General features: G+C 58.2%; 20 protein-coding genes. 14 read left to right on the forward strand and 6 right to left on the reverse strand.

What is annotated here, in order from left to right; all coding sequences use genetic code 11:
* Positions 1–55 precede the first annotated feature (55 nt).
* The 3 genes from ileS to ACR0AK_RS03280 all read left to right on the forward strand — a co-directional run bounded on the left by ileS (position 56) and on the right by ACR0AK_RS03280 (position 4049).
* A complete protein-coding gene (ileS, locus tag ACR0AK_RS03270) occupies positions 56–2968 on the forward strand; it encodes an isoleucine--tRNA ligase (RefSeq protein ID WP_480792363.1) in 2913 nt (970 codons plus the stop codon).
* Between the two features lie 81 nt (positions 2969–3049).
* On the forward strand, positions 3050–3505 hold the full coding sequence (locus ACR0AK_RS03275; RefSeq protein ID WP_170561062.1) for a methylated-DNA--[protein]-cysteine S-methyltransferase: 456 nt from the start codon (positions 3050–3052) through the stop codon (positions 3503–3505).
* 76 nt (positions 3506–3581) lie between these two features.
* On the forward strand, positions 3582–4049 hold the full coding sequence (locus ACR0AK_RS03280; RefSeq protein WP_170561061.1) for a hypothetical protein: 468 nt from the start codon (positions 3582–3584) through the stop codon (positions 4047–4049).
* Between the two features lie 3 nt (positions 4050–4052).
* On the opposite strand, the gene ACR0AK_RS03285 is transcribed toward ACR0AK_RS03280, so the two are convergent.
* The 4 genes from ACR0AK_RS03285 to fsa all read right to left on the reverse strand — a co-directional run bounded on the left by ACR0AK_RS03285 (position 4053) and on the right by fsa (position 7307).
* Positions 4053–4748, reverse strand: a complete 696-nt coding sequence (locus tag ACR0AK_RS03285) for a CDP-alcohol phosphatidyltransferase family protein (protein WP_170561060.1) — start codon at positions 4746–4748, stop codon at positions 4053–4055.
* Positions 4749–4834: 86 nt separating this feature from the next.
* Complete coding sequence (locus ACR0AK_RS03290; protein ID WP_480792364.1) at positions 4835–5755, reverse strand: tyrosine recombinase XerC; 921 nt, start codon at positions 5753–5755, stop codon at positions 4835–4837.
* Positions 5752–6459: a DUF484 family protein gene (locus tag ACR0AK_RS03295; RefSeq protein WP_170561058.1), complete on the reverse strand. Its 708-nt coding sequence runs from the start codon at positions 6457–6459 to the stop codon at positions 5752–5754. Before ACR0AK_RS03295 ends, ACR0AK_RS03290 begins: the two co-directional genes overlap by 4 nt.
* A 194-nt stretch (positions 6460–6653) precedes the next feature.
* Positions 6654–7307 carry a fructose-6-phosphate aldolase gene (gene fsa, locus ACR0AK_RS03300; protein ID WP_170561057.1) on the reverse strand — a complete coding sequence of 218 codons (654 nt, stop codon included), beginning with the start codon at positions 7305–7307 and terminating at the stop codon, positions 6654–6656.
* Positions 7308–7397: 90 nt separating this feature from the next.
* Between fsa and ACR0AK_RS03305 the strand changes: the two genes are divergently transcribed.
* The 4 genes from ACR0AK_RS03305 to ACR0AK_RS03320 all read left to right on the forward strand — a co-directional run bounded on the left by ACR0AK_RS03305 (position 7398) and on the right by ACR0AK_RS03320 (position 12292).
* Entirely contained in the window at positions 7398–9593 is a 2196-nt protein-coding gene (locus tag ACR0AK_RS03305) for a primosomal protein N' (RefSeq protein WP_480792365.1), read from the forward strand.
* 79 nt (positions 9594–9672) lie between these two features.
* Positions 9673–10905, forward strand: a complete 1233-nt coding sequence (locus tag ACR0AK_RS03310) for an MFS transporter (protein WP_480792366.1) — start codon at positions 9673–9675, stop codon at positions 10903–10905.
* 66 nt (positions 10906–10971) lie between these two features.
* A complete protein-coding gene (locus ACR0AK_RS03315; protein ID WP_480792367.1) occupies positions 10972–11844 on the forward strand; it encodes a 50S ribosomal protein L11 methyltransferase in 873 nt (290 codons plus the stop codon).
* Positions 11845–11947: 103 nt separating this feature from the next.
* Positions 11948–12292 carry a hypothetical protein gene (locus tag ACR0AK_RS03320; RefSeq protein ID WP_170561053.1) on the forward strand — a complete coding sequence of 115 codons (345 nt, stop codon included), beginning with the start codon at positions 11948–11950 and terminating at the stop codon, positions 12290–12292.
* Positions 12293–12395: 103 nt separating this feature from the next.
* Here ACR0AK_RS03320 and ACR0AK_RS03325 read toward each other — a convergent pair whose 3' ends face one another.
* Entirely contained in the window at positions 12396–12608 is a 213-nt protein-coding gene (locus tag ACR0AK_RS03325) for a DUF1127 domain-containing protein (protein ID WP_108861009.1), read from the reverse strand.
* A gap of 335 nt (positions 12609–12943) precedes the next feature.
* Between ACR0AK_RS03325 and ruvC the strand changes: the two genes are divergently transcribed.
* From ruvC to ACR0AK_RS03345, 4 genes are all read left to right on the forward strand, one after another.
* Positions 12944–13441, forward strand: coding sequence for a crossover junction endodeoxyribonuclease RuvC (ruvC, locus tag ACR0AK_RS03330; protein WP_170326920.1), 498 nt, complete (start codon positions 12944–12946; stop codon positions 13439–13441).
* Positions 13438–14115, forward strand: a complete 678-nt coding sequence (gene ruvA / locus ACR0AK_RS03335) for a Holliday junction branch migration protein RuvA (RefSeq protein WP_170561052.1) — start codon at positions 13438–13440, stop codon at positions 14113–14115. The genes ruvC and ruvA overlap by 4 nt, the downstream gene beginning before the upstream one ends.
* A gap of 4 nt (positions 14116–14119) precedes the next feature.
* A complete protein-coding gene (ruvB, locus tag ACR0AK_RS03340; RefSeq protein ID WP_170561051.1) occupies positions 14120–15139 on the forward strand; it encodes a Holliday junction branch migration DNA helicase RuvB in 1020 nt (339 codons plus the stop codon).
* 63 nt (positions 15140–15202) lie between these two features.
* Complete coding sequence (locus ACR0AK_RS03345) at positions 15203–15826, forward strand: hypothetical protein (protein ID WP_170561050.1); 624 nt, start codon at positions 15203–15205, stop codon at positions 15824–15826.
* Between the two features lie 12 nt (positions 15827–15838).
* On the opposite strand, the gene ACR0AK_RS03350 is transcribed toward ACR0AK_RS03345, so the two are convergent.
* Positions 15839–17548 carry a SulP family inorganic anion transporter gene (locus tag ACR0AK_RS03350; RefSeq protein ID WP_170561049.1) on the reverse strand — a complete coding sequence of 570 codons (1710 nt, stop codon included), beginning with the start codon at positions 17546–17548 and terminating at the stop codon, positions 15839–15841.
* Between the two features lie 188 nt (positions 17549–17736).
* On the opposite strand from ACR0AK_RS03350, the gene ybgC reads away from it, so the two are divergent.
* From ybgC to tolR, 3 genes are all read left to right on the forward strand, one after another.
* Positions 17737–18144, forward strand: coding sequence for a tol-pal system-associated acyl-CoA thioesterase (gene ybgC, locus ACR0AK_RS03355; protein ID WP_170561048.1), 408 nt, complete (start codon positions 17737–17739; stop codon positions 18142–18144).
* Positions 18145–18254: 110 nt separating this feature from the next.
* Positions 18255–18950, forward strand: coding sequence for a protein TolQ (gene tolQ, locus ACR0AK_RS03360; RefSeq protein ID WP_170561047.1), 696 nt, complete (start codon positions 18255–18257; stop codon positions 18948–18950).
* Between the two features lies 1 nt (position 18951).
* On the forward strand, positions 18952–19428 hold the full coding sequence (gene tolR / locus ACR0AK_RS03365) for a protein TolR (protein ID WP_170561046.1): 477 nt from the start codon (positions 18952–18954) through the stop codon (positions 19426–19428).
* The last annotated feature ends 9 nt before the right edge of the window (positions 19429–19437 follow it).

The following is a 19437-nucleotide window of genomic DNA, read 5'->3' on the forward strand; positions in this document are numbered from 1 at the left end:
TTCGCACTGACCGCTTCGATCCAAACACGACAAGATCATCCTGAGGACGCCCCCAATGTGCGCCGACACGACCCAAACACCTGACTACAAAGACACGCTGAACCTGCCCAAAACCGACTTCCCGATGCGCGCTGGCCTGCCCAAGCGCGAGCCTGCCTGGCTGGAGCGGTGGGAGAAAATCGGTGTCTATGACCGCCTGCGTGAAAAAGAGAACCGCACGCCCTTCACGTTGCACGATGGCCCCCCTTACGCCAATGGTCACCTGCACATCGGGCACGCGTTGAACAAGACGATCAAGGACATGATCGTACGATCCCATCAGATGATGGGTCATGATGCGCGCTATGTGCCTGGCTGGGACTGCCACGGCCTGCCAATCGAATGGAAGATCGAGGAACAGTACCGCAAGAAGGGTAAGAACAAGGATGAGGTGAACATCGTCGATTTCCGTCAGGAATGCCGCAAGTTCGCCGAAGGCTGGATCGACATCCAGCGCGAAGAGTTCAAGCGTCTGGGCATCACCGGCAACTGGCCCGACCCCTACATCACCATGGACTATCACGCCGAGGCGGTGATCGCCGATGAGTTCATGAAGTTCCTGATGAACGGCACGCTCTATCAGGGCTCGAAGCCTGTGATGTGGTCGCCCATCGAGAAAACCGCTTTGGCCGAGGCTGAGGTCGAGTACCACGACAAGGAAAGCTTCACCATCTGGGTGAAATTCAAAGTCGTAAATGCGGACGATCTTGATGACGCTTTTGTTGTGATCTGGACGACGACTCCGTGGACCATGCCGTCGAACAAGGCGGTCGTTTATGGCAAGGATATCTCCTACGGCCTGTACGAAGTCACTGGCGCACCTGAGGAATGCTGGGCCAGTGTCGGAGACAAGTTCCTGCTGGCGGACAATCTGGCCGCCGACGTGCTAGGCCGCGCCCGTCTGAACGACGACCAGTGGACCCGCGTCCGCGATGTGACCGCCGATGAACTGGAAGGTGTCCAGCTGACCCACCCGCTGGCTGGTGCCGAGGGCGGCAATGGCGAATGGGACGACATCCGTGACTTCCGTGCGGCTGAGTTCGTGACCGATACCGAAGGAACCGGCTTCGTTCACTGTGCGCCGTCGCATGGTATGGAAGAATTCGAACTCTATCGTGATCTTGGCATGCTCGAGCAGGTCATCACCTATAATGTGATGGACGATGGCTCGTTCCGCGCCGATCTGCCGTTCTTTGGTGGCAAATACATCCTGTCCCGCAAGGGTGGCGAGGGTGATGCGAACAAAGCGGTCATCGACAAGCTGGTCGAGGTCGGAGGGTTGCTGGCGCGTGGCAAGATCAAGCACAGCTATCCCCATTCGTGGCGCTCGAAAGCGCCGATCATCTATCGCAACACGCCACAGTGGTTTGCGTCCGTTGACCGCAAGCTGGACGATGGCATGGGTGAAATGGGCGACACCATCCGCGAACGCGCCTTGCGTTCGATCGACGAGCTGGTGAAATGGACGCCGCAGACAGGTCGCAACCGCCTGTATTCGATGATCGAAGCGCGCCCGGACTGGGTTCTGTCCCGCCAGCGTGCGTGGGGCGTGCCGCTGACCTGCTTCACCAAGAAGGGCGCTCTGCCTACCGATGCGGATTACCTGCTGCGTAATGAAGACCTCAACGCACGCATCAAGGCGGCGTTCGAGAAAGACGGCGCGGATGTCTGGTATACCGATGGCTTCAAAGAGAAGATCCTCGACGGTATCGCCAACCCCGACGATTACGATCAGGTCTTCGACGTGCTGGACGTGTGGTTTGACTCAGGGTCCACCCACGCTTTCGTTCTGCGCGACCGCGAAGATGGCACCGAGGACGGCATCGCGGATGTCTACATGGAGGGCACCGACCAGCACCGCGGTTGGTTCCATTCCTCGATGCTGCAGGCCTGCGGCACCAAGGGTCGTGCGCCGTACCGCAACGTGGTGACCCACGGCTTCACACTGGATGCCAAGGGCAACAAAATGTCCAAGTCGCTGGGCAACACCATCGTGCCGGAAGAGGTCATCAAACAGTACGGTGCCGATATCCTGCGCCTTTGGGTGGCTCAGACCGATTACACCGCCGATCAGCGGATCGGGCCGGAGATTCTGAAAGGTACCGCCGACAGCTATCGTCGCCTGCGTAATACCATGCGGTTCATGCTGGGTTCGCTGGCGGACTTCACCGAAGCTGACCGGGTGAACTCTGCGGATATGCCGCGTCTGGAACGCTGGGTGCTAAGCCGATTGGCCGATCTGGATGAACAGGTACGCAAGGGCTATGCTGCGTTCGATTTCCAGGGCGTGTTCAGCGCTGTGTTCACCTTTGCCACAGTCGATCTGTCTTCCTTCTATTTCGACGTTCGCAAGGATGCGCTGTACTGCGACGGCGACAACCTGCGTCGCCGGTCTGCGCGCACCGTGCTGGACATCTTGTTCCACCGTCTGACCACCTGGCTGGCGCCGGTTCTTGTCTTCACCATGGAAGAGGTTTGGCTGGAGCGGTTCCCGGGTGACGACAGCTCGGTCCATCTGGTGGATTTCCCCGACACGCCCGCCGACTGGCGCGACGCCGAGCTTGAGGCGAACATGGCCAAGGTTCGCCGTGTCCGTCGTGCCGTCACGGCTGCGCTTGAGGTGCAGCGTCAGGACAAGGTCATCGGCTCGAGCCTCGAAGCCGCGCCGATTGTTCATGTCGAAGATGGAGAGATCCGCGATCTGCTGGCGACCTTCGACGTGGATGACATGTGCATCACATCCGGCTTGTCCGTCACCGGCGATCCGGCCCCAGCCGAAGCATTCCGCGTGCCCGAGATCGAGGGCGTCGCGGTGGTCTTTGAAAAGGCCGAGGGCGAGAAGTGCCAGCGTTGCTGGAAAATCTTGCCCGACGTCGGGCTGCACGCCCATCCGGGCGTTTGCGGACGCTGCAACGACGCATTGGGATAATCAACCAACCCCCGGCCAGATTGGCCGGGGGTTTTTCGTTCCAACCTTGCGCGCCGGTCGTCGATCTGAGACGCTGTTTTCATGTCGATGATTGCCGTTGAAACTCAGTTTGGCCGTCTTGGGGTTGAAGAAACCGACGGGGCCATCACCCGCCTTGTCTGGAACGGGCGCAACGAAGGCCCCGCCACGCCGCTGTTGCAAGAGGCTGCCGCACAGTTGACCGCTTACGATCAGGGGCAGTTGGATGCGTTCGACCTGCCTTACCATGTTGACGGCTCAGAATTTCAAAGACAGGTTTGTGACCTAATGTACGCCATTCCGTTGGGGGAAACCCGCACGTATGGAGACATCGCAAAAGAGCTGGGTCAGCCTCCGCAGCCGGTGGGGCAGGCCTGCGGCGCGAACCCGATCCCAGTGATCATTCCCTGCCACCGGGTGCTGTCCGCCAATGGTCTTGGCGGTTTCTCTGGCGATGGTGGGGTTGAGACCAAAGTGGCCCTTCTGCGCCATGAACGCGCGGCTGGCTTGCTGATCTGATCCGCGAAAACCAGTTGCAATCCACGTGTTCGCGGCCCAACCTATATCAGTTACTGAATTTGAAGGACCGCATTGCATGACTGCCCATACAGACCCGGCCGCTCGCAAAAAGGCCATCATTGACCGCTTGATGTCGCTGGAAGAACAGGAACTGGCAACCGCGCAGGCACATTACGATGCCTTTTTGAAGGACTCGCAGCTGGATGACCGCGAAGGCCACGATAAGGATGATATTGCTGCCTCGCGCGAAAATGCGGATCTGGCGGCGGCATTTGATGCACCCGTTCATGCGCATCACGCCAAGATTGATGTGATCGAAAACACGGATTTCAGCCTGACAGACCGGGTTCAACCAGGCGCAGTGGTCAAGTTCAACAATCGTCGGTTCGTCGTCTGTGTTTCGACCACGCGGTTTGATGTGGACGGCAAGACCTATATGGGGATTTCAACCCAGAGCCCGATTTTCCTAGCCATGACCGGTTTACAAGAAGGCGATGTGTTCACTCACAACGGGACCGAGTTTGAGGTTGAGGAAGTCCTGTAACCCCTAGCTGTTGCGTTGCGGGATCAACTGCTGTGCGATGCCCGCCGAAACCAGGTAGAGGCTGGTTATAACCAGACCCCAATGCGCCCAGCTTTCTGGGTGAAAGTCGACCCATGCTGCCCACCCAGCGAAAAACGTCCAGGCGAATGCAATCGGCAGTGAGACGTTACGCCAGCGTTCCGTTCGCACCGGGTGAATGAATTTCAATGGCAAGAACATTGCCAGCGACAACAGCGATACCAGCAGCAAGATCACCCAAAAATTGGGTTCCAGCGCGAAGATCACGATGACGAACATGTTCCAGCAGCCCGGAAACCCAGAGAAAGAGTTGTCCTTGGTCTTCATCCGCGTATCCGCGAAATACATGGCGCTGCCGAAAGTGATCACGATGATTGCAAACCACCCGGTCCAACCATCCATCAGCCCCGATTTGAACAATGCGAAGGCCGGGATGAAGACATAGGTCAAATAGTCGATGATCAGGTCCAGCAGAACGCCGTCAAATTCGGGCGCGTTCTTTTTGACGTGGTAATGGCGCGCAAGCGGACCGTCGATACCGTCGACGATGAACGAGATCACCAGCCATAAATACATCAAGCTCCATTTTTCTTCGACGGCCGCGAGCATGGCCAGCATTGCAAAGACGGCACCAGTCGCGGTGAACAGATGTACGGAAAGGGCTTTGAGTTTTATTGTCATTTGTGTCTCTTGGACGATGCGCGCTGCAGATGCAAACTAAAAGCCCGGCCAGTGTTGAATTCCGGACGTCAACGGGTGAATCGGAATTAAGCCTTGGGGTGGGCGCGGTTGTAGACTTCCATCAGCCGGGCGGTGTCAACGGCCGTATAGGCCTGAGTGGTGGACAGCGAAGCATGGCCCAATAACTCCTGAATGGCGCGCAGATCGCCGCCGGCGGATAGTAGGTGGGTGGCAAAACTGTGCCGCAATGCGTGCGGCGTGGCGGTTGCCGGCAGGCCAAGTTGCATCCGGGCCTTGGCCATCACACCCTGAATCGCGCGAGGATTGAGCGCACCACCACGCACACCGCGGAACAGAGGCTTGTCTCGGGACTGTGGGTGAGGGCAGAGCTGCAGGTAACGCTCAACGGCGGTGCGGGCCGCCGGAATAACAGGAACGATGCGTTCCTTATCACCTTTTCCCATAATGCGCAGGCTGTCCGGCAATGGCGCGTCGCGACCTGTCAGGGACAATGCCTCGGAGATCCGCAGGCCACACCCATAGAGCAGCGTGACCACAGCGACGTCGCGGGCCGAGATCCAATCGTTGGTTGACTGCAATTCGACCGTGTCGATCATCGCTCGAGCGGCGTTTTCGGCCAGCGGTCTGGGGAGTTTCTTGGTGAATTTTGGAGCGCGTGTGGACAGAACGGCGGTGGGTTCAAAGCCTTCACGCTCGGACAGCCAGCGGTAGAAGCTTTTGACCGCTGACAGTTTTCGCGCCAGTGAGCGCGCGCCAACTCCTGCACCGCGCTGATCGGCCATCCATGCGCGCATGTCAGACACGGTGATCCGGGCCAGCGGGGCCAGTCCCTGACGTTCATTGTGGTGCAGCGTCATGAATGACAGAAACTCGGTGACATCACCGCGATAGGCGGCCTGCGTGTTTTCCGATCGCCCCGCCAGCGCGCTCAAGCTGTCCAGCCAATGTTGTAACGCGTCGCGGCAGGAGGGTGAGATCAGGCTCACGACAGCCAGTGGCGCATCGAACGTTCAAAGACGCCAGCGAAGAATGACAGAAGGTCGGTGCCCAATTGCGGCGAGAAGTGATTGCGGTCCCGCGCGCTCATCACGATCATGCCCGGAAGGCGGCCATCGCCCAGATCCAATCTCAGGCAGGCCTCTGACCGCAGGTGATCCGCGTTAGCTCCGAAAATTCTATGGGTCGGGTGGAGGATCTCGCGTAGCACCACGTCGCGGGCTGGGCCGCTGCGGTCGAAGGTCAGGTAGTTGTCCACGAAACCGGGTTCAACAACGGACAGAACACCGCCCAATGTGTCTATGGCGGGGTCTTCCTGCGTGGCCGTGGATTCCAAAATCAGTTTGACCCGATCAACACGCAGGATTTCGGCCACATCCGTGCCGAGCGTGCGCAGGAAGTCTTCGAATTCGGCCGGTTCCAGCATGCGGATGATCGCGCGATGAACCTGATTTGTGCCCGCGAGGTTTTCGTATGCAGCGGCGATGACTGACCTGTGCGTGTCTTCCAGCCTGTCCAGTCGTTCCTCGAGCCGCTGCATGGCGATGCCGCGCAAATCGATGACGTTGTCACCGCGCGCCTGCTCGTTGGCTGTTACAAGGGCCTGCATCAGGTCCTTGTCGTCCAACACGGCGTCTGGTTCGGCCAGAATCGCGGCGCGCAAGTTATCCTTGAGTTTGGTGTTGCTGCTCATGTCCCGCTCGGTCTTTTTTTGTTTAGGGGCTTATAACACGAGTTTTAGCGGTTTCCTTGGAAAAAATGCATTGGCAGTGCATTTCATTCCAGTTGTTGCGAATGGCTCCCGCCTGCGAAACCTTGATCAAAGATCAAGGCTTGGCAGTTGGGCCGGGCGCGGCACCTGGCGGTGCCGCGCGGTCGCGCAAATGCTTAGAGGATTTTCTGACCGGTCTTGGCCCAGTCGGCCAGGAAGGTTTCCAAGCCTTTGTCGGTCAGCGGGTGGTCAGCCAGTTTCTTGATGACCGCTGGAGGTGCCGTGATCACGTCGGCGCCGATGCGGGCGCTGTCGGTGACGTGGTTCACGGTGCGGATTGAAGCCGCCAGGATTTCGGTCTCGTACCCGTAATTGTCATAGACCTGACGGATGTCTGCGATCAGGTCCATACCGTCAAGGTTGATGTCATCCAGACGCCCGATGAAAGGCGAGATGAAGGTAGCGCCCGCTTTTGCGGCCAGAATTGCCTGATTGGTCGAGAAGCAGAGCGTCACGTTAACCATCTGGCCTTCGTCGCTGAGTGTTTTGCAGGTTTTCAGACCGGCCCATGTGAGTGGCACTTTAACAGCAATGTTCGGTGCAATCTTGGCCAGCTTGCGGCCTTCGGCGATCATATCTTCGGCTTCGGTGGCCACGACTTCGGCCGAGACAGGGCCGTCGACCAGATCACAGATCTCTTTGGTTACTTCCAGAATGTCTCGACCTGATTTCAGGATCAGCGAAGGGTTGGTGGTTACACCGTCCACCATGCCCAGATCGTTCAGTTCGGCGATGGCGTCGATCTCGGCTGTGTCTACGAAGAATTTCATGCGGGCAGTCCTTTGATGGGTTGGCCTTGGTCGCGGATGGCTTTACCTCAAAGAGACCCATGCTGAAACCCCCTGGCCCAAGGATATGCGGTGAGCACTCAGGAGTATTTTGACCAAGGTGAGCTGGTGGCGGTCCTGACTACACAGCCGCTGGACCGGACGCTGGATTACAAGGCGCCCGAGGGTGGGTGTTTTCTGGGCGCGTTTGTTGAGGTTCCGCTAGGGCCACGAAAAGTTCTGGGCGTTGTTTGGGGGCCGGGGCAAGGTGGGTTCGATCTGAACAAGGCGCGGTCGATAATCCGCGTGCTTGAGGTCGCGCCAATGCGCGAAGAGATGCGCCTGTTTCTGGGGAAGGTCGCCGATTATACGCTGACGCCGATGCCTGCGATGTTGCGTCTGGCAACCCGTGCACCGGGCTTGGGCGACCCACCGTCGATGCGTAAAGTCTATCGGCTGGGAACTGGCGAGCCGGATCGAATGACCGACGCCCGGACGCGTGTGCTGGAAGTTTTGCGTGACTATGGCGGACTTGCTTTCACCCTGAAAGAACTTGCAGAACAGGCCGGTGTGACGTCTTCGGTTGTCAAAGGGTTGGTCAAGCAGAGCGCAGTTCGGGAAGAGGACAGCCCAAGGGACTTACCCTATCCGCATCTGGATCCGGATCTGCCGGGCAAGGCGCTGACCAAGGATCAGGCGGCGGCGGTTAAGAAACTGCATGAAGGCCAAAGGTCCGGAGAATATGGAACAACGCTGCTAAAGGGCGTTACGGGCTCGGGCAAGACCGAAGTATATCTGGAGGCGGTGGCCGAGGCGCTGCGCATGGGAAAACAGGCGTTGGTCTTGCTGCCTGAGATTGCGCTGACAGCGGAGTTTCTTACGCGGGTGGAGGCGCGGTTCGGTGCTCGCCCGGCAGAGTGGCATTCAGGCGCGACCATGACGGAACGCCGCCGGGTCTGGCGGATGGTCGGGCAGGGGGACGCCCAGATGGTGATCGGCGCGCGCTCGGCCCTGTTCCTTCCATTTCGAAATCTTGGGCTCGTGGTGGTAGATGAGGAACACGACACTTCTTACAAACAAGAGGACGGTGTGCATTACAGCGCGCGGGACATGGCCGTGCTGCGGTCCGCCATTTGCGGCGCGCGGGTGATATTGGCCAGCGCAACGCCTTCGCTGGAAAGCTGGGCAAATGCCGAGGCGGGCAAATACGAACGGGTTGATCTGACTTCGCGCTTTGGCGCTGCGGTTCTGCCAGAGATGAAGCCCATCGACATGCGGGCCGAGCAGATGCAGCCGGGGACGTGGATTTCTCCGTCTCTGCGGCAGGCAGTGCGGCAACGGATCGAGCGGGGCGAACAGTCGCTGCTGTTCATCAACCGCCGCGGCTATGCGCCGGTGACGCTGTGCCGGGCCTGTGGCGAGCAGATCGCTTGTGATCATTGCGATGCGCGGATGGTTGAGCATCGGTTCCTGAAACGCCTTATGTGCCACCAATGCGGTGAGACCAAGCCGATGCCCGCCACCTGCCCGTCCTGCGGGGTCGAGGGAAAACTGGCTCCGGTCGGGCCAGGAATTGAGCGTCTGGCCGAAGAGGCCGAAGCGACCTTTCCCGAAGCGAAGATCGCGATGCTGAGCTCTGATCTGTTCGGATCGGCCCGGGCCCTGAAGGCCAAGATCGAAGAGATTGCCCAAGGCGATGCGGATATCATCATCGGGACGCAGTTGGTCGCCAAAGGGCATAACTTTCCCAAGCTGACTCTGGTCGGTGTGATCGACGCCGATCTCAGCCTCCACGGCGCTGATTTACGCGCCGCTGAACGGACGTTCCAGTTGATGCGTCAGGTTGCAGGCCGCGCAGGCCGGGCGGATAAGCCAGGGCAAGCGCTGTTGCAAACGTTCCAGCCCGAGCACCCGGTTATCCGTGCGATCTTGTCCGGGGATGAGGAAGGCTTCTGGAAGGCCGAGGCTGCCGGGCGGCAGGCGGCTGGTGTACCACCTTATGGACGAATGGCGGGGATTGTCCTGTCCGGACCCGAGGTGGGACCGGTGTTCGATATTGGAAATGCGATGGCCCGCAACGATGCACCCCTGCGCGATATCGGGGCGCAGGTCTTTGGACCGGCTCCAGCCCCCATCGCCCGCATTCGTGGCCGACACCGTGTGCGATTGCTGGTCAAAGCCCCGAAAGGTGCGCCAATTCAGGATGCAATCGCACGATGGATCGCGCCCTTGCGTCTGAAGGGCGACCTGCGCTTAACCGTGGATATCGACCCGCAGAGCTTCTACTGATCTCTGCATCAGCGCAGACCCACTGTGCGCGCGCTGCTTCCCTCTCGCCAAAAACAAAAAATGGGCGTAGAGGAGTCCCATGCTGAAACCAATGCCCCTATCCGAGGCGCAGAGCCTTCCGTTCTGGCGTCGCCCAGTGACGCTCCTGTTCATGATGGCGCTGACCATGCCCATCGCCTTCAACGGGTGGAGCGCATTGCTAAACAACTTCGTCATCGAAGTGGCGAATTTCGATGGAGCGGACATCGGATTGCTGCACACGGTGCGTGAAATCCCTGGTTTCCTAGCCGTTGGCGTAATCGCGGTAATCATTTTTGTGCGCGAGCAGGTATTGGCGATGATCTCGCTTATGATGCTGGGCGTGGCGACTGCGGTAACCGCATGGTTCCCCAGCCTTGGTGGGTTGCTGTTTGTCACTCTCTTCAGCTCGATCGGGTTTCACTACTACGAAACGGTGAACCAATCGTTGCAGCTTCAATGGCTGCCCAAGGACCGCGCACCGCAGGTTTTGGGTTGGCTGGTTGCCATGGGGTCCGCCGCGACAGCCGTGGTCTATGGCCTGATCGTTCTGACATGGGACCGGTTTGATCTGTCCTACAACCTTGTTTTCATGGCCGCTGGCGGTGTGACTACCTTGCTGGCGCTGTTCTGTCTGTTTGCGTATCCGCAATTTGATGCCCCAACTCCGCAGACAAAAAAACTGGTCCTGCGCCGTCGTTACTGGCTGTATTACGCGCTGCAATTCATGGCCGGTGCACGACGTCAGATCTTTGTCGTGTTCGCGGGCTTTATGATGGTCGAGAAGTTCGGGTTTGAAGTTCACGAACTGACCAGCCTCTATCTGATCAATCTGGTGATCAACATGGCGGCGGCTCCGATGTTGGGCAAGGCCGTATCGATGTTTGGTGAACGCCGCACGCTGATCTTCGAATATGCCGGTCTGGCGATCGTCTTCGCAGCCTATGGCGGGATCTATTGGTTCGGTTGGGGCGTCGTGTTGGCCGCAACTCTGTATGTGATCGACCATGTACTGTTTGCGTTGGCACTCGCGTTGAAGACCTACTTCCAAAAGATCGCCGATCCTGCGGATATCGCACCGACGGCTGCAGTGGCCTTTACCATCAACCATATTGCCGCTGTGTTCCTGCCGGCGCTTTTGGGTCTGCTGTGGGTTATCTCGCCTGGCGCTGTCTTTGCGCTGGCCGCTGCGATGGCGATGATCTCGCTGGGTTTGTCTTTGCTGATCCCACGTCACCCGGAACCGGGGAACGAAACGATCCTGTCGAAATACGCAGCAGCGCCAGCAGAATAGGCGCCAAAGCTTGACCTTGGCGGGCCATCGCCATAGGCGCTGTGTCAATTGATACAGGAGGCCCCCATGCCCACATTCACTGCGCTGACCACGTTGACCGGTAAAAAATCTGCCGAAGGGCTGGGCGAAGCGATGGAGCGACTGGATCCGGAACCCACTGGTGTTGGCGTCTTTGAGGTAGAGGACGGTTCCGGCCTGTGGGAAGTTGGCGGGTATTTCACTGAAACTCCGGACGAAACCGCGCTGGCCGTTCTGGCCGCCGCGTTTGAGGCGAAGCCTTTCGTAGTGTCAGAACTACCTGAAACAGATTGGGTGGCCCATGTGCGCCGGGAATTGGCCCCGGTCGAAGCAGGGCGGTTCTTTGTCTATGGCAGCCACGATGCCGACAAATTGCCCGAAGGACGTATCCCTTTGCTGATCGAGGCCGCAATGGCCTTTGGCACTGGTCACCACGGGACCACTTTGGGGTGTCTGAAGGCGCTAGATCATCTTCTGAATGACGGATTCACGGCCACCAAAGTGGCCGATATTGGCTGTGGTACGGCCGTGCTGGCCATGGCGGCAGCCCGAGTCTGGGAAGGTGAAATCATCGCCAGTGATATCGACCAGGTGGCCGTTGATGTCGCTGAGGCCAACCTGAAGGCAAATGGAATGGCAGGCGAAGTCCGTTGCGTGGAAGCGGCTGGGTTTGATCATCCTGAGTTGGGCGCGATCGCGCCTTACGATCTGATTTTCGCAAATATCCTCAAGGGTCCCCTTGTTGCTCTGGCTCCCGAAATCGCAGCGAATCTGCGTGTCGGAGGCTATGCGATTTTGTCCGGAATCCTTAACGAACAAGCCGATGACGTGGTTTCTGTTTATCTACAAAACGGGTTCAATTTAGCAAGAAAAGACCAAATTGGTGAGTGGACGACGCTAATATTAAGCAAACAGGGCTAAATCTAGGCCATTTGCTGGAGCTTTCTGGAATTTCGCCTCGATTTTGTCGCATTCTGTTTTTACCGTCTTAACCTGGAATCGGGGGGCGGTTTTGGAGGCTGCCATGACGGGAAAACAACTTGAATTCGATCAGCGCGTTAATCGCCTGAACAAGAAACATGCTAAACTAAGCCGTGGCTATCGCGCGACGATGCGCAAGGACGGGCTGGTTGTGATGAAACCACAAAGGGTGAAGTCAGCTTTGCCCCTGAAGTTTCTTCTGATGTGCCTGCTTGGGTTGTTCGCGTTCAAGACGTTCTTGCTGACAAGCCTTGGCCCATCGGGCTATCAGTACAGGGTTGATGCATTGAACGAAGGCACCTCGGTTGAAAAAGCGGGTGCGTGGGTTATGCAAATCGACCCGGTCTCGCTGATGCTTTCGCAACAGCTGGCGGGGCTTCTTCCCTAAAATCAGGGCAATGTAACAGAAACGCCGCGCATTCTGCATGCGCGGCGTTCTGCTTTGCCCCCGAGGGAGGGAAGGGGCATATGAGTGGGTGGTGCGTTAAATCTTAACGACGACCTTCGGCCACGACGTCAATATCGCCACGGCACAGTCCGATATCTTCCAGCTCACGATCTGTCAGACCGCTCAGCGTGTTACGTGTCACACGGGCGTCATTCCATTCGACAACGGCGTTCACGACCGATGCGAAATATGCGCCGATACGGCCAACGAGGCCGAATGAGCCAGTGGTGGTGCGGGTTGTGTCCAGTGCAGCCATATCCTGTTTCCTTCTGGTTTGAGTTTACGTTTTGATCGTTCGTTCTGAGCCGCATCTAGTGCCGCCAATTCGGCTGTGCAAGTGCGGAAATTGCAACCGTCCTATGCATTTTTTGCAGGGCTAGAAATTCATTAGAACCCCTTAATTTATTGACCATTTTTGGTTCATGAAACGTGTCGATTTCAGACTTTTGGCTGTCGCAAACCGGCCGTTTTGTCGCGCGCGAAACAGGTCTGTCGTTTTTGGACATTCCGTCAATTCGCTTGGAAAATGTTCACGCTTCGTGCTAATCCGTAAGAAAGATCACAAAAAACCCGAGCAGGCCGAGGCAAAACATGCGAATTTTGGGCATTGATCCGGGGCTTAGGACCCTGGGATGGGGCGTCATCGAATCGCATGGTAGCCGCCTGAGCCATGTTGCAAACGGGTTGTGCAAGTCTGACGGCGATGATTTGGGCGAACGCTTGCTGTCGCTGCACAATCAGATCGTCGAGGTCATTGCAGAACATCAGCCCGACCAAGCAGCGATCGAACAGACCTTCGTCAACAAGGACGGGGCTGGGACGCTGAAGCTGGGCCAGGCGCGCGGCGTAGCCTTGCTGACGCTGGCGCAAGCAGGGTTGCCTGTCGGCGAATACGCACCCAACCGCGTCAAGAAAACCGTTGTGGGCGTTGGCCATGCTGAAAAAGAGCAGGTCCTTCACATGGTCAAATTGCAACTGCCTGGCTGTCAGCCCAAAGGGGCGGATGCGGCAGACGCGCTGGCGATCGCCATCTGTCATTCATATTACGGAGCCGCGCCACAGGCGCGCATGAAAGAGGTGCGGGCATGATTGGAAAACTGACAGGACGTCTGGATTATCGTGCAGCCGACCACATTCTGATTGACGTCCGTGGGGTCGGATACCTCGTCTATTGTTCGGACCGGACCATGGCCGCATTGCCGGGCGTGGGCGAGGCCGTCTCGATCTATACTGACATGGTCGTTCGCGAAGACCTGATGCAGCTTTACGGTTTCCTGTCATTGGTTGAAAAGGAATGGCATCGCCTGCTGTGTTCGGTTCAGGGTGTTGGTGCAAAGGTGTCGCTGGCCATTCTTTCCGCTCTGGGTCCGGATGGGGTCAGCCGAGCCATTGCGCTTGGCGATTGGGGCGCCGTAAAGGCCGCGAAAGGCGTGGGCCCGAAGACGGCGCAGCGGATCGTGCTGGATCTCAAAGATAAGGCGCCGGGTGTGATGGCAATGGGTGGCACTGTGACCGAGGCGATGGATGGCCCCGAGTTGGAGGTCGTTGAGCTGTCTGAACCGGCACCGGTGCCGAAACGGGTGGCCAAACCTGTTTCGGGATCAGCTGCTGCATCCGCGGGCGCATTGTCGGCCCTTGGCAATTTGGGCTATGGACCGTCCGAGGCGGCCTCGGCCGTGGCCGAAGCTGCCGCAAGCCTGCCCGACGCGGGTGAGGCTGAATTGATCCGGGCGGCGCTCAAGCTGCTGGCACCGAAAGGGTGACTGAATGGTAGACGCCGATCCCACTTTGCGCCCCGAGCCCATGCCCGAGGATAACGATCGCGCCCTGCGTCCGCAGGGGTTGGATGAATTCATTGGTCAGGCCGAGGCGCGGGCCAATCTACGCATTTTTATCCAATCCGCCCGCCAGCGAGGCGAGGCGATGGATCACACACTGTTTCACGGCCCGCCTGGGCTGGGTAAGACGACGCTGGCACAGATCATGGCGCGCGAATTAGGGGTGAATTTCCGCATGACCTCAGGGCCGGTTTTGGCCAAAGCCGGTGATCTGGCCGCGATCCTGACCAATCTGGAATCCCGCGATGTGCTGTTCATCGACGAAATCCACCGGTTGAACCCGGCCGTCGAAGAGGTCCTGTACCCGGCGATGGAAGATTTCGAGCTGGACCTGGTGATTGGCGAAGGTCCGGCGGCACGGACGGTGCGGATCGAATTGCAGCCGTTTACTTTGGTCGGCGCAACCACGCGAATGGGCCTGCTGACGACACCTTTACGCGACCGATTTGGCATTCCGACGCGATTGCAGTTCTACACGGTGGACGAGTTGCATGAGATCGTCACACGCAACGCCCGCAAACTGGGCGCACCTGCTGATGACGCAGGCGCCCGCGAGATTGCGCGCCGATCACGCGGCACGCCGCGGATTGCGGGCCGATTGCTGCGACGGGTGGTGGATTTCGCCATCGTCGAAGGCGACGGGCGCATTACCCTCGATCTGGCAGATGGCGCGCTGACGCGGTTGGGTGTGGATAATCTGGGCCTGGATGGCGCCGACCGGCGATACCTAAAGCTGATCGCTGAGAACTATGCCGGTGGTCCGGTTGGGATTGAGACCCTGTCGGCTGCACTGTCGGAAAGCCGCGACTCGCTGGAAGAAGTGATCGAGCCCTATTTGCTGCAGCAAGGTCTGATCCAGCGAACGCCACGGGGGCGAATGCTGGCGCAGAAGGCTTGGACGCATCTGGGAATGGCGGCACCAAAGGGCCAGAGCGATCTGTTTGGTTGAAGCTGAGGCCTTTAGATTTTATGCCTTCGGCGAGAGTACTTTCGAAAAGATGAAGGATTGGGCGTGACCCCCGAAGACATTCAGTCGTTGTTCACCCGTGAAAGCGGAGAGTTCCTGTTCGCACGTTGGGGGCGACCCATCGTGCCCATCGTCTTTGGGGTCGAGGATGAAACGTTGACCACCGTCAAGGGCGCTTTTGAGGCCGTCGTAAGCTTGGCCGATCACAAAATGGCCGAGACGGATCCGGAACTTGGTGCGAACTGCATGGTGTTCTTCTTCCGTGACTGGAAGGAACTGTTGGAGGTCCCAGATCTGGATCGGTTGGTTCCCGATCTTGCGCCGCTGGTGGATCGGCTGATCGCGGCGGATGCAAATCAGTATCGGGTGTTCCGCTTTGAAGAAGACGGTGCGATCCGGGCCGCGTTTGTTTTCCTGCGCATGGACGAAGAGCTATCCAAGGTTCCGGCCGAGACTCTGGCACTTAGTCAGGTAGTGCAGACCATCCTGTTGTGGTCCGACACCGCTTTTCGAACGCAGTCGCCGCTGGCGGTCGCGGGTGAGGCGACGATCTTGCGCCCGGACATCGCCGGGTTGATCCGCGCAGCATACGATCCGGTATTGCCGGGAGCCTCACAGGATCCGGCGCACGCTTTGCGGCTGTTCGCGCGGTTGCAGTCGCAGTCTTAGGGCCGATAGAGGCTATTTACGATTGGATGCGTTTCGGTGTTGAAATGCAGTCAACAGGTCGCTTCCCGCGTCGTAAAAGGCATCACTACCCACCAAATCTGTCACACCGTATCTGTCCAGCTCTGACCGCACATGGGGGTCGACCAGTAGGAAAACCAGCTTGATGTTCCTCGCCTGCAGGAGCTTTAGGACGTTGCGCAGCGTGTAGCCTGCGGTGAAATCCACGTCATCAATGGCCGAGGCCTCGATGCAGAACCACCGAACTTCGGTGTCGGGGTTTCGAGTGATTGCGGTGATCTCATCCGACAGCCGCTGTGCATTCGCGTAGTACAGGCTGTGAGAGAAGCGATAAATCACCAGGCCGGGTTCGAATTGGTTCGGCCCGGCTATGGATTTTGAGTGCCAGCCGCCGTCTTTGTATTTGACGATCACCGAGTTCTTGGGGTGGTACCCACGTCGGGTATGGTCGATCAGTGACAGGACCATGGCAAAGATGATGCCCTGTTCGACCCCAACGAAGACGACAACTGCAGTTGTGGCGACTGCAATCCAGAATTCGGATCGGGCTTGTCGGTAGATTGCAATCAGGCCCTTCAGATCGATCAGTTTGAGGCCGATCAGAAACACGACAGCCGACAGCGCCGCATTTGGCAAATAGGCTAGTGGGCCAGTCAGGAAGAGGATAACCACTAAGACAATCAATACGGTCGTTAGTTGAGCCACCTGACTGCGGCCACCTGCGCTCGCCACCATCTCGGTTTTTGTCGGGCTGCCATTTACAACGAATGTGCCCGAGAAGGCTGCCCCAAGATTGGCCAGACCCAGCCCGACAAGGTCCGTGTTCTCGCTGAACCTTTCTTCGTAACGTGCCGCGTAGGCCCGCGAGGTCGCGGCGCTTTGGGCCAGTATCACAACGAAAATGGACAATGCAGTTGGCAGCAGTTGTTTGAAAAGGGTCCAGCTCCAATCCACGTTTGGGATCGACAGAGCAGGCAGGCCGCTGGGCACCGGGCCCAGTACGGCGATGCCGGATGCCGAAAATTGCAAGGCCCAGCTGCAAAGGATCACTCCAAGGATGGCGAATAACGGGCCGGGTAGCTTCGGGGACAACCGACGGCATCCGACAACGACCGACAGAACCGCCAACGAAACCGCCAACGTGGGCCAGCTTGTCTGACCAATGTTCTGAAAGACTGCCTGTAGCTTGGCGATGGTTCCGTGGCCTTCACTTTCGATCCCCAAGAGGCCTGGGATTTCCCCGGTTGCGACCTGAATGCCAACGCCTGTCAGGAAGCCGACAAGGACGGTTCGGGATAAGAAGTCAGCCAAAAACCCCAGTCCGATGAGGCGCGCTGCAATCAACAAAACCGCTGCCATCAGCGCCAGTAAGGACGCCAGCGCCAGATACTCGGACGAGCCCGATACCGCCATGCCGGCAAGGGCCGAGGCCGTGATGGCCGCCGTAGCAGAATCCGCGCCCACAACGAGGTGGCGGGACGAGCCGAACAAAGCGAACAGCGCCATTGGGATAAGGATCGTGTACAACCCTGTCACAACCGGTGTACCCGCGATCTTGGTGTAGCCCATGACCTCGGGGATCGCGAGGCAGGCAAAAGTCAGGCCTGCCAAGACCTCGGCAGGCAAGGTCGCGCGGTCGAACGGCAAAACGCCCTGAAGGACTGGAAGAAGGAAATTTCTTTCTTCATTTTGTCCTTTAGCCATTGAAACCCCTATCGTTTCACTCGGTCTGGCTGAAAGCCTAGAGGGCAAATCGCCAAAATTCGATAGCCGACTTGGGAAGGTAGGAATTTTGCTTACAAGGGGATTGCAGGAGCCGTGGCAACCATGCATCTGTTTCAAAGCAGGCTTTGCCCCGCGCGCAACGTTTTTTAGAGACCGGACCTGATATCATGGCCAATGAAGCTGATGCGCCCCACACGCATATCTTTCCGATCCGGGTCTACTATGAAGACACCGATATGGGCGGGGTCGTCTATCACGCGAATTATCTGAAATTCATCGAACGCGCGCGGTCCGACTATGTGCGCCGGTTGGGCAATGATCAAAACGCAATGCGCGATGGCGGGATCGTCTGGGTCGTGCGCCGGATCGAAGCGGATTACCTAGCCCCCGCGAAGTTTGATGATGAGTTGATTGTTGAAACCTGGCTTTCGTCGCTCTCTGGAGTGCGGTTGACGATGGGACAGTTGGTCAAAAGGGGCGATACCGAGATTTTCCGGGCCTCAGTAACTGCGGTTTGTATGAACGCTCAAGGCAAGCCGGTCCGCCTTCCGGCAGAGATTCGCGCATTGATGTAACAATTTGTCGGTCCGGGGTGGTTATGTTGGCTTTTCGTAACCAACTGGGATAGCGTTTGGCAAAACAAGGCCAAATAAACGGCCGTCAGGCAAAAACAAAGAGCAGGTTCATGGAAGCTGAAACGCTGGCGCTGGCGCAGGAGATCGATTTCTCCATGTGGGGGCTGTATGCCCGCGCGACATTTATCGTCAAACTTGTGATGTTGATGCTTATCGGTGCATCCATCTGGTCGTGGGCGATTATCATTCAGAAATTGATCAATTACCGTGCCGCCCGTCGCGAAGCGCAGGTGTTTGATGAATCCTTCTGGTCCGGCAACCCGCTGGATGAGTTGTTCGAACATATCGGACCGCAGCCCGACGGCAGTTCCGAGAAGATTTTCGCCGCGGGCATGATCGAATGGCGCAGGTCACATCGAACAGACGGTGGATTGATCGCAGGGGCCACCGCACGGATTGACCGCTCGATGGATGTGGCGATCGCGAAAGAGGCCGAAACGCTGCAAAAAGGCTTGCCCATTCTGGCGACTGTCGGCTCGACTGCACCATTCATTGGCCTTTTCGGGACAGTTTGGGGCATCATGAACGCCTTTATCGAGATTGCAGAGCAACAGAACACCAACCTGGCCGTTGTGGCCCCAGGTATTGCCGAGGCGCTGCTGGCCACTGGCCTGGGTTTGCTGGCTGCGATTCCGGCGGTGATTTTCTATAACAAGCTCAGCTCAGACAGTGATCGGATCGTGGGTGGTTACGAGGCTTTTGCCGACGAATTTGCCACCATCCTGTCGCGTCAGTTGGACAGTTAAGATGGGCGCCGCGGTTCAGCAATCTTCGGGTGGAAACGGGCGCAGACGCGGGCGTCGTCGCGGGCGTGCCCAGCCGATGGCTGAGATCAACGTGACGCCATTTGTAGACGTTATGCTGGTGTTGCTGATTATCTTTATGGTGGCGGCACCGCTGTTGACTGTTGGCGTGCCGGTGGACCTGCCCAAAACCGCGGCAAGCGCCTTGCCGGGCGACAACGAAGAGCCGCTGACTGTCACGATGACTGCAGAAGGGCGTGTGCAAATTCAAACCACGGATGTTGCGCGCGAAGAGTTGATTGGCAAACTGCGCGCCATTGCGGCAGAGCGTAGCAGTGACCGGGTTTTCCTTCGGGCCGATGGTGCAATTCCATACGCGCAAGTGATGCAGGTCATGGGTGCGCTGAATGCAGGCGGGTTTTCCAATGTGGGGCTGGTGACCGACACCGGTGGCCCCGCGCTGGACGAAGGTGGAGAGTGAGGCCGCGCG

It is taken from the genome of Ruegeria sp. BI12 (assembly GCF_056537985.1).